The sequence below is a fragment of the Halomonas sp. McD50-4 genome (genome assembly GCF_022348135.1).
Classification (GTDB): Bacteria; Pseudomonadota; Gammaproteobacteria; order Pseudomonadales; family Halomonadaceae; genus Vreelandella; species Vreelandella piezotolerans.
Genome location: NZ_JAKRFG010000009.1, coordinates 158,474 through 167,638, shown reverse-complemented (window position 1 = coordinate 167,638; position 9,165 = coordinate 158,474). Strand labels below are relative to the sequence as shown.

The window sequence follows — 9,165 nt, the reverse complement described above, 5'->3', positions numbered from 1 at the left end:
ACGGGAACCGCTTCAGCGGGCCCGAAGGGCGAGTCTCAGGATGAGACGAGTAAAGTCGCGGAGCGCCGCCCGCCGGGTGGCCGGCCCGAACATAATCAGGCACTTATACCGCAAAGAACCCAGCCAACCGGCTGGGTTCTTTGTTGCGCGCTCGATAAGCCCCGTACACACCGTGTACGGGGCTTTCTGCCGTGTGGACGCAGTACCCAACAGAGAATGTACACTGCATACTAAAAACCCAGCCAAGTGGCTGGGTTTTGGTGTTCAAGCATCAGGTGCTTCAGCATTGCGGGAAGCTAAGTAAAGCTATTGACCGCATAGGGACTCTAGCGCTTCGATAAAGCTATCCATCTCGTCATCGGTGCCGATGGAGATGCGCAGGAAGTTGTTGAGCAGATCGGTATTGAAGTGGCGTACTAAAATACCTCGCTCACGAAGCCCTGCAAACAGCTGCGCTCCGGCAACGTCCGGGTGCTGGGCCAGCAGGAAGTTGGCTTTCGAGGGTAGCACTTCGAAGCCAAGGGCTTCCAAGCGCTGACGCGTGCGCTCCCTAGTAGCTATGACGTTGTTTCGGCAGGCGTCGAAGTGTTGGGTGTCTTTCAATGCTTCGATCCCTACGACGCTGGCTAGGCTGTCGACCGGATAGGAGTTGAACGAGTCCTTCACTCGTTGTAAGCCTTCGATCAGCTCGGGAGAACCAATCGCGTAGCCGAGGCGAAGCCCGGCCAAGCTGCGCGACTTCGAAAACGTACCGGTGACTAGCAGGTTGGGATAACGCTCGATAAGAGCCACCGCGCTCTCAGCGCCAAAATCGACGTAAGCTTCGTCGACCAACACCACCCGATCCGTCACGCGCTTCAGCAGGGCTTCGATACTGGCGAGCGGGTGGGCATGTCCGGTTGGCGCATTAGGGTTGGCAAAAATTACCCCAGCACGCTCAGAGGCGCTCGCCAAAGCGTCCAAGTCGACTTCCCACTGGTCGTTGAGTGAGTGCTTACGTAACTCGACGCCATACAAATTGGCATAGACGGGATAGAAGCTGTAGGTGATCGAGGGAACATCCAACGGAGCGCCTTGGCAAAAAAACGCCTGAAAAGCGAAGGCCAACACCTCGTCGGAGCCGTTCCCTACGAAGGTTTCTGCTACGCTAACGCCATAGGTCTTTGCCAAGGTTTCCCGCAACGACAGCGAGGTTGGATCAGGGTAAAGACGCAAATGATCGATCGCATACTGGCGCAGCGCCTCGCTCACGCCAGGCGCGGGCGGGTAAGGATTTTCGTTGGTATTGAGTTTGATGACACGTTCGCGGGGTTGTTCACCCGGCACGTAAGGCGTCAGATCCCTAATGGCAGGGCTCCAATATTGGCTCATGAGCGTAACCTGATTATCCTAGCGGTAATCGCACCATGGTCGCCTGATGGCCGCAAGAGCGCAAGCCTTCCCTGTGGCATGCGATAACTGTCTGCGTGGGGGTGGGCGTCGCACCTTGTAGCGGTTATGCTGTCATAAGCGCGCGAAAGAAATGTATGTCCAACACCATAAGGAGACACCCAATGCAATTCAGGAGTTTGCTAGCCGGTTCGGCTATGTTGGCACTGTTGGCGGGCTGTGCAGCTGGCCCAACGGATCAGCGCGACGATGCAGGGATGACAGCATCGCAGGCTAACTATCAAGGCACCCTGCCTTGCCGTAACTGTGACGGCATTGACCTGGATGTTACGCTGGTTGGTGAAGAGATGAGTGCTCCGGAAGAGCGTACGTTCACTCTGGATGCTACCTACCGTAACCATCCCCAGACACCGCCAGACGAGAACTACGCCGGTAACTGGGAAGTGTTGACCGGCACGCCCTCTGACCCCGACGCAACGGTCTACGAGCTTACGCCGAACGGCGACGGTCAGATCTACTACTTCCAGCGCATCGATGAGCGTACTCTGGAGCTGATCGACCCTGAGCGCCGCCGTTTCGAAAATGGCGAGATGTTGCAGTTACAGCGTCAATAAGCCCTATACGACGCTCGAAGGCGGCCACTGGCCGCCTTTTGCATTTCTGAGCACTCTTTTAGCCCTTTACGTGACACAAGAAAAGGAGCGAACAGGCGGTGGCAAAAGCGAAAAGTGCCTTTGTCTGCACTGAATGCGGTGCAGAGTATCGTAAATGGCAAGGTCAATGTACCAGCTGCCAAGAGTGGAACACGCTCACAGAGGTCAAACTGGCAAGCGCTCGTCCCGGTAGCGGCACCGCATCCAGCGGGCGAGCGGGTTACGCAGGCGATCTGTCGCGCGACGTGGTGGATCTCAGCAATGTCGATTTAAGCGAAGTTCCCAGGCTGACCTCGACCTTCGCCGAGTTCGACCGCGTACTCGGCGGTGGTTTGGTGCCAGGGTCTGCCGTGCTGCTGGGCGGTAACCCGGGAGCCGGTAAATCGACGCTGCTGCTACAAACCGCCTGCAAGCTTGCCCAGCAGCGGCGTATTCTCTATGTCACGGGAGAAGAGTCGCTGTCCCAGGTGGCCATGCGCGCCCACCGCCTGCAGTTACCCACCAATGGCTTGAAGATGTTGGCAGAGACCAGCGTCGAGACCATTCTAGCGGTGGCAGAGCGGGAGAAGCCGGAAATATTGGTCATCGACTCCATTCAAACCATGCATTTGGAGGATATTAGCTCGGCCCCTGGCGGCGTTGCCCAGGTGCGCGAGTCCGCCGCTGCACTGACTCGCTTTGCCAAGCAGACCCATACCGTGCTGCTGCTGGTGGGGCACGTCACCAAGGATGGCACGCTGGCGGGTCCCAAAGTGCTCGAACATATGATCGACGCTTCGCTACTGCTGGAAGGCGGCGCCGACTCCCGCTTTCGCACCCTACGCGGCCAGAAGAACCGTTTTGGTGCCGTCAACGAGCTGGGCGTTTTCGCCATGCTTGAACAAGGCCTCAAGGAGGTCAAGAACCCCAGTGCCATCTTCCTCTCGCGTCAGGAACAGCAGGCGCCGGGCAGCCTCGTCATGGTGGTGTGGGAAGGAACCCGGCCGATCCTGGTCGAAGTGCAAGCCCTCGTCGATGAGTCTGCTCTGGGCAACCCGCGTCGTGTGGCCGTCGGGGTCGATCAGAATCGCCTGGCCATGCTGCTGGCGGTATTGAATCGCCATGGTGGGCTGTTTACCGGGGATCAGGACGTTTTCCTGAATGTGGTAGGTGGTGTCAAGGTGCTGGAAACCAGTGCGGATCTTGCCGTACTGCTGGCCGTGGTGTCCAGCCTGCAGAACCGCGCGCTTCCCAAGGAGCTGGTGGTGTTTGGTGAGGTAGGACTTTCCGGTGAGATACGCCCGGTCCCCAGCGGCCAGGAGCGTATTGCAGAAGCGGCCAAGCACGGTTTTCTTCGCGCCATCGTCCCGCGCGCCAATGCACCCAAGCAGGCCCCCAAAGGCATGGAAGTGATTCCCGTGGATAAATTGAGCGATGCCCTGGAAGCGCTGTAACTTCGGCTATGCTTAACCAAAAAGGAGAGGGATGATGAGTTCGATTCGCTTGACCCAATATAGCCACGGAGCGGGCTGCGGCTGCAAGATCGCTCCGGACGTACTCGATGGCATTCTCGCCAAAGCCGGGCCTGCGGCGGGGCACCAGCGGCTGATCGTAGGCAATCAAGGTCGTGAAGATGCCGCCGTCTACGATCTGGGCGATGGTCGCGGCATGATTGCGACCACCGACTTTTTCATGCCCATCGTCGATGACCCGTTCGATTTTGGTCGTATCGCCGCGACCAACGCCATTAGCGATGTATACGCCATGGGAGGTACTCCCGTCATGGCGCTGGGCATTTTGGGTTGGCCGCTGGATAAGCTGGGCCCAGACATTGCCGGCGATGTGGTCGCAGGTGCCCAAGCGGTCTGCCGTGAGCTGGGCATTGCCCTGGCCGGTGGACACTCCATCGATGCCCCAGAGCCAATGTTTGGTTTAGCGGTAAACGGCCTGGTCGATCTCGACCATTTGAAACTCAACAGCCAAGCCAAGCCCGGCGACCTGCTGTTTCTGACCAAACCGCTCGGTGTCGGCATACTCACCACGGCCGAAAAGCGCGGCCTGCTGGAAGCAGGGCACCATGGTCTTGCGCGGGAAACCATGCTCAAACCCAACGCCATTGGGGTCGCGCTCGCTCAAGTGAAGGGCGTCAATGCCATGACGGACGTGACCGGCTTTGGCTTGGCGGGGCATCTAAACGAAATGTGTAGTGCCAGCGGCGTGATGGCCGAGATCGATTTTCGCCGCCTGCCTAGGCTCGCCGAGGCGGAAGGTTACCGTCGCCAAGGCGCCGTGCCCGGTGGTGCCGTGCGTAATCGTGACGCACTGGGGAGCGCGCTACCGGCGATGGATGAAGCCCACTGGCAGTGGCTATGCGACCCGCAGACCTCGGGTGGCCTGCTGATCAGTGTGGATCCCGCCTGGGAAGATGATGTAGAGCGCATTGGGCGCGAGCATGGGCTCACGCTAGCGCCGTTCGGTACCCTCAAAGCAGCCCTGGGCAAAATAAGCATCGAGGTCGTTGGATGACGCTGTCGACCACGCCAGCCTCTCTTGAACTGATTGTAGCGAACACACCGCTGATCGATGTGCGCGCCCCGGTTGAGTTTGCCCAAGGCAGCCTTCCGGGGGCGGTCAATCTGCCGCTGATGATGGACGAAGAGCGCCATCAGGTCGGCATTGCTTACAAGCAGCAGGGCCAACAGGCCGCCATTGCGTTAGGTGAGCGGATGGTCAGTGGTGAGGTGAAACAAGCCAGGATCGCTGCTTGGCAGCAGTACTTGGCCCAGCACCCAGAGGCGATCGTTTACTGCTTTCGCGGCGGGCTACGCTCGAAAATTGCTCAGCAGTGGCTGGCCGATACTGGAGTTCATCGTCCGCGTATCGAGGGAGGTTGGAAGGCGCTTCGCCAACGGCTTTGCCAGCGGATCGATGAAGCCGCTCGCCAACCCATGCTGGTGATTGCCGGGCTGACCGGTTGCGCGAAGACCGCGCTGATCCATCGACTGCCCAATGGGATCGATTTGGAAGCCTGTGCCAATCACAAAGGCTCCGCATTTGGCCGACAGCCCGAGGAACCCACGACGCAAATCGATTTCGAGCATGCCTTGGCCCAGCGTTTGATAGGGCAGACGGGCAAGCTCGTCTTGGAGGATGAGTCGCGGCAAATCGGCAACGCCAACATTCCGCTAGAGGTTTGGTACGCCCTGCAGCGCGCGCCGCGTATTCGCATCGAGATGCCGCTCGATTGGCGACTAGATCAGTTGCGTCGCGACTATATCGAAGCGCTAGAGCAGGGCTATGCAGCGCGCTTTGGCCCGGAAGAGGGACGACGACGTATGCAGCGCCAACTGTCGAGCGCCCTGGAACGGCTGGCCAAGCGCCTGGGCAATGCGCGTCTACAGCGCCTGCAGCGTCTGCAGACCATGGCGTTCAGAGCTCATGCCGCTGGCGATATCCAGGCCCATGAGGCGTGGCTCGCCCCGCTACTCACCGAGTATTACGACCCCCTTTACCGTTACCACCTGGAAAAGCAGCAGAACAATCGGCCCGCAGAGCTCTTCGTGGGCGATTGGGAGAGCTGTCTTGCTGCTGCGCGGCAGTGGAGTACTTAACGGTGACGCCCCGAGCGGTGGGGCATCAAGCGCTCTTAAGCCACTGAGTCATGACGCGATCCAGCAGCGGTGCCAAGCGCTGAAAGCGCGCGGGGTCTTCCAGTATCTCCTCATCGGTTTGCAAAAAACGCCCGGTGGAGGTGCTTTTCGCCTTGGGGCGGTCGGGATCGCGAAGCAGCGGAGCGAGGCTCGCTTGGGTGGTCTCGACGTGGCATAGCAAGCCTACTACCCGGCCGACATCCCAGCTAAACCCCTGTAGCGGCGCCGCCGCGCTGCCGCCCAGCGGAATCGCACCATCGGGTAGGCTGAATACCAAACGATGCCACATGAATGCCTCGAACTGCTCGGGTAAATCGAAGCCGCTTTCCGGCGCTAGGGTAACGGTGTGCCAACCGGTTTCGGGGTAGGTGCCGGGGGCGATGACGGCCTCGAGTGCTTCTGCTACCCAAAGCGCTCCCAAGCCAATGCCCAGCATTGGCTTTTGTCCATCTAGATAACGATGGATCAGTTTACGCTCCGCTTTGTGCCAGGCGGGAGGCTCGCTAACTAGGCTATCGGGGCCATCCAGCACGATGAGCGCATCGGACTCCCCAGGGCGGGGCGTGAGTTCTCCCGCGTAAAGATGAAAAACGGTGTAACTATGGCCCATACTCTCAAGCCAGTCGGTCAGACGGGCGGGGCCATGGTCAGGGCCGTGCTGTAGCAGATGAATATGCATGGTAATCTCCTCGCCGGCCGAGCACATCGAGTGCAGCGGTGTACCCGCCGCGTGGGTGCGACGATAACGTATCGTGTTCGATTCACCAACTCAGTTTCGCCAACTCAGTTTCACCCACATACTTTCACCAACAGAGTGACTCAGGACATCAGCATGGTGGCTAAACCCCAAGGATTCTATCAGCGGCTGCAACTGCTGCCGCTGCCCGCCCAACAAGCCTTCATGGCAGCGCTGTGTGAGCGCCTACTGCCGAATTACGCCCTGTACGAGCAAACCAGTGGCCAGGGCGATGGGCACACCCTTCGCACCGTACTGAATTTGGTGTGGGAGCGCTTGAGCGTCCCCCACGCCAGCATCGATTTTGCCCGCCAAGCAGACAAGTTGGCCGAGTGCGAGCCGCCGGAGGGGGACGAGAGTTTTGGTGCACGTCGGGCGCTGGACGCGGTGGTGTCGATCTCTGCGCTACTCGATACGCTGCAAGGTGAATCCCCCGAAGCCGTGCTGGACGTCAGCCGCACGTCGCGGGCTGGCGTGCGAGCGTTCATCGAACTCACCGAGGGCGAAGTGGACGCGCAAGCGCTGGCTCTGATCATTCGCGACCATCCGTTGATGGAGGACGAAAACGACTTCCAAGACGCAGTGCTTGAAGCGGTCAGCGGGCCGATCAATAAAACCACGCTCAAAGAGATTCGCACGCTGGGTCGCAATGGCGGTATTAGTAATTTGGGTTTGAGCCTGGAAGACGCCGACGGCTAGAGCATCAAAAGCGCATGCCTGCCGTTATCATGACGCCCGCCGTTCCGAAGACGATGAGATCAGACTCCACTCGCCCCCACTGAACGCCAATGCTGGGCAGAAGCGCGGGGGCAATCTCTAAATGGTTGAGAGGAATTTTATCGCGGTATTCGTCTTTATAGCCGCGTAGTAAACCGCCCGTTAGCTTGGCGCGCACGCTAATCTCATCGGTGAGCTGCCATAGTGGAAACTCACGGCCAGCGTAAAAGTACCAAGTGGGTTGATCGAACGAGTTTTTGAACCAAGCCGCACCGGCTAGCCAGCGCTCTGGATTGTGAAGCTCGATACTCACCAGATTTTGCTGGTTGGTGTGTTCTGGGTCGGGCTCGAAGTGTCGTGTCAGCAGGCTGGTTTGCACAAGCGTGTGATCGAGCGTAAGAGTGGGAGGCCAGTCCGGCAAAGAGAAGGCTGAGGCAGATGCACTCAGCCAAACTCCTGCCACTCCTCCAATCCATGGAATATTGCGGCGCATTAACAGCCCCTCAGTAAAGGGATAAGAGTCATCACAAACGCATTTCGATGCCGCGCTCGGCCATGTAGCGCTTGGCTTCCGGAATGGTGTATTCGCCAAAGTGGAAAATGCTGGCCGCTAGGACTGCATCGGCACCGCCTTTGAGCACGCCATCGACCAAGTGATCTAGGTTGCCGACACCACCGGAAGCAATCACCGGCACGCTGACCGCCTCAGAAATGGCGCGGGTGACGCCCAGGTCGAAGCCAATCTTGGTGCCGTCACGGTCCATGCTAGTGAGCAGCAGCTCGCCTGCGCCAAATTCGACCATTTTTTTGGCCCACTCCACCGCGTCTAGGCCGGTAGGGCGGCGGCCGCCGTGGGTGAAAATCTCCCAGCGATCGGGCTCACCCTCCTCAGACACTTTTTTTGCATCGATCGCCACCACGATACACTGGCTGCCGAAACGCTCGGCGGCTTCGCGTACGAACTCGGGGTTGGTGACGGCAGCCGTGTTGATCGAGACTTTGTCTGCACCTGCGTTCAGCATGGTACGAATGTCGTCGCAGGTGCGGATGCCGCCGCCCACGGTCAAGGGAATGAACACCTCGCCTGCGATGCGCTCGACCATCTCGACCGTGGTGGCGCGGTCTTCATGGCTGGCGGTGATGTCGAGAAAAGTGATTTCATCGGCACCCTGCTGGTTGTAGCGCTGGGCGATCTCGACCGGGTCGCCCGCGTCACGAATACCGACGAAGTTCACGCCTTTCACCACCCGCCCGGCGTCCACGTCTAGGCAGGGAATAATTCGTTTGGCTAAGCTCATTCTTGGCCTCCGCTGAGTTGGTCGCTCAGGCGCTGGGCCTCCGCCACATCCAGGCTGCCTTCGTAAATGGCCCGGCCTGTAATCGCGCCGAGGATGCCGCTGTCGGCCACGTCGCACAGCGCGCGAATGTCCTCCAAGTTGGTCACGCCGCCGGAGGCGATGACTGGCAGGCCGCCGTCACGGGCCAGCGCCGCGGTGGCCTCGACGTTGACCCCCTGCATCATGCCGTCGCGTGCAATATCGGTGTAAACGATGCTGGAAACGCCGTCGTTGGCAAAGCGCTTGGCAAGCTCGGTGGCTTTGACGGTGGAGACCTCCGCCCAGCCGTCGGTGGCCACATAGCCATCTTTGGCATCCAGCCCCACGATGATATGACCGGGGAAGGCGCGGCACATGTCAGTCACGAATGCCGGCTCTTTGACGGCTTTGGTACCAATGATCACGTAAGACACACCGGCGCTGAGGTAGTGCTCGATGGTCTCCGCCGAACGAATGCCGCCGCCAATTTGGATTGGCAGGTTCGGGTAGGCGCGGGCGATGGCCGTGACCGCTTCACCGTTGACGGGCTTACCCTCGAAGGCACCGTTCAAGTCCACCAAGTGCAAACGGCGCGCGCCGGCTTCTACCCAACGCGCCGCCATCGCGACCGGGTCGTCGCCGTAGGAGGTCGCATCATCCATGCGGCCCTGCTTCAAGCGCACACACTGGCCGTCTTTGAGATCGATCGCGGGAATTACCAACAT

Annotated in this window: 10 protein-coding genes; 5 read left to right on the top strand and 5 right to left on the bottom strand. The window is 59.6% G+C overall.

The window, feature by feature from the left end; genetic code table 11:
- Positions 1-306: 306 nt before the first annotated feature.
- On the bottom strand, positions 307-1,371 hold the full coding sequence (gene hisC / locus MHM85_RS12535; protein ID WP_139526263.1) for a histidinol-phosphate transaminase: 1,065 nt from the start codon (positions 1,369-1,371) through the stop codon (positions 307-309).
- Between the two features lie 182 nt (positions 1,372-1,553).
- Between hisC and MHM85_RS12530 the strand changes: the two genes are divergently transcribed.
- The 4 genes from MHM85_RS12530 to mnmH all read left to right on the top strand — a co-directional run bounded on the left by MHM85_RS12530 (position 1,554) and on the right by mnmH (position 5,632).
- A complete protein-coding gene (locus tag MHM85_RS12530) occupies positions 1,554-2,003 on the top strand; it encodes a copper resistance protein NlpE N-terminal domain-containing protein (protein WP_139526264.1) in 450 nt (149 codons plus the stop codon).
- A gap of 98 nt (positions 2,004-2,101) precedes the next feature.
- The gene (gene radA, locus MHM85_RS12525) at positions 2,102-3,475 is read left to right on the top strand and encodes a DNA repair protein RadA (protein WP_139526265.1); all 1,374 of its coding nucleotides are present in this window, start codon (positions 2,102-2,104) and stop codon (positions 3,473-3,475) included.
- A 34-nt stretch (positions 3,476-3,509) separates the two neighbouring features.
- Positions 3,510-4,547 carry a selenide, water dikinase SelD gene (selD, locus tag MHM85_RS12520; protein WP_219863939.1) on the top strand — a complete coding sequence of 346 codons (1,038 nt, stop codon included), beginning with the start codon at positions 3,510-3,512 and terminating at the stop codon, positions 4,545-4,547.
- A complete protein-coding gene (gene mnmH / locus MHM85_RS12515) occupies positions 4,544-5,632 on the top strand; it encodes a tRNA 2-selenouridine(34) synthase MnmH (RefSeq protein ID WP_219861795.1) in 1,089 nt (362 codons plus the stop codon). The genes selD and mnmH overlap by 4 nt, the downstream gene beginning before the upstream one ends.
- Before the next feature lie 25 nt (positions 5,633-5,657).
- Here the strand turns inward: mnmH and MHM85_RS12510 are convergent, their stop codons facing one another.
- Positions 5,658-6,350: a type 1 glutamine amidotransferase gene (locus MHM85_RS12510; protein WP_153844183.1), complete on the bottom strand. Its 693-nt coding sequence runs from the start codon at positions 6,348-6,350 to the stop codon at positions 5,658-5,660.
- A gap of 153 nt (positions 6,351-6,503) precedes the next feature.
- On the opposite strand from MHM85_RS12510, the gene MHM85_RS12505 reads away from it, so the two are divergent.
- Positions 6,504-7,106 (top strand): YjaG family protein, encoded by a 603-nt coding sequence (locus tag MHM85_RS12505; RefSeq protein ID WP_153844182.1) that lies wholly within the window; start codon positions 6,504-6,506, stop codon positions 7,104-7,106.
- Positions 7,107-7,110: 4 nt separating this feature from the next.
- On the opposite strand, the gene MHM85_RS12500 is transcribed toward MHM85_RS12505, so the two are convergent.
- Genes MHM85_RS12500 through hisA form a run of 3 tightly spaced genes read right to left on the bottom strand, consistent with a single transcriptional unit; the run spans position 7,111 to position 9,165 of the window.
- On the bottom strand, positions 7,111-7,617 hold the full coding sequence (locus tag MHM85_RS12500) for a hypothetical protein (RefSeq protein ID WP_153844181.1): 507 nt from the start codon (positions 7,615-7,617) through the stop codon (positions 7,111-7,113).
- 31 nt (positions 7,618-7,648) lie between these two features.
- Complete coding sequence (hisF, locus tag MHM85_RS12495) at positions 7,649-8,422, bottom strand: imidazole glycerol phosphate synthase subunit HisF (protein ID WP_139526270.1); 774 nt, start codon at positions 8,420-8,422, stop codon at positions 7,649-7,651.
- Positions 8,419-9,165, bottom strand: a complete 747-nt coding sequence (gene hisA, locus MHM85_RS12490; protein WP_219861792.1) for a 1-(5-phosphoribosyl)-5-[(5-phosphoribosylamino)methylideneamino]imidazole-4-carboxamide isomerase — start codon at positions 9,163-9,165, stop codon at positions 8,419-8,421. Before hisA ends, hisF begins: the two co-directional genes overlap by 4 nt.

Bases quoted from the DNA above. Each gene is read 5' to 3' on its own strand.
- hisC (WP_139526263.1), bottom strand. From the start codon at position 1,371: ATGAGCCAATATTGGAGCCCTGCCATTAGGGATCTGACGCCTTACGTG.
- MHM85_RS12530 (WP_139526264.1), top strand. From the start codon at position 1,554: ATGCAATTCAGGAGTTTGCTAGCCGGTTCGGCTATGTTGGCACTGTTG.
- selD (WP_219863939.1), top strand. From the start codon at position 3,510: ATGAGTTCGATTCGCTTGACCCAATATAGCCACGGAGCGGGCTGCGGC.
- mnmH (WP_219861795.1), top strand. From the start codon at position 4,544: ATGACGCTGTCGACCACGCCAGCCTCTCTTGAACTGATTGTAGCGAAC.
- MHM85_RS12510 (WP_153844183.1), bottom strand. From the start codon at position 6,350: ATGCATATTCATCTGCTACAGCACGGCCCTGACCATGGCCCCGCCCGT.
- MHM85_RS12505 (WP_153844182.1), top strand. From the start codon at position 6,504: ATGGTGGCTAAACCCCAAGGATTCTATCAGCGGCTGCAACTGCTGCCG.
- MHM85_RS12500 (WP_153844181.1), bottom strand. From the start codon at position 7,617: ATGCGCCGCAATATTCCATGGATTGGAGGAGTGGCAGGAGTTTGGCTG.
- hisF (WP_139526270.1), bottom strand. From the start codon at position 8,422: ATGAGCTTAGCCAAACGAATTATTCCCTGCCTAGACGTGGACGCCGGG.
- hisA (WP_219861792.1), bottom strand. From the start codon at position 9,165: ATGTTGGTAATTCCCGCGATCGATCTCAAAGACGGCCAGTGTGTGCGC.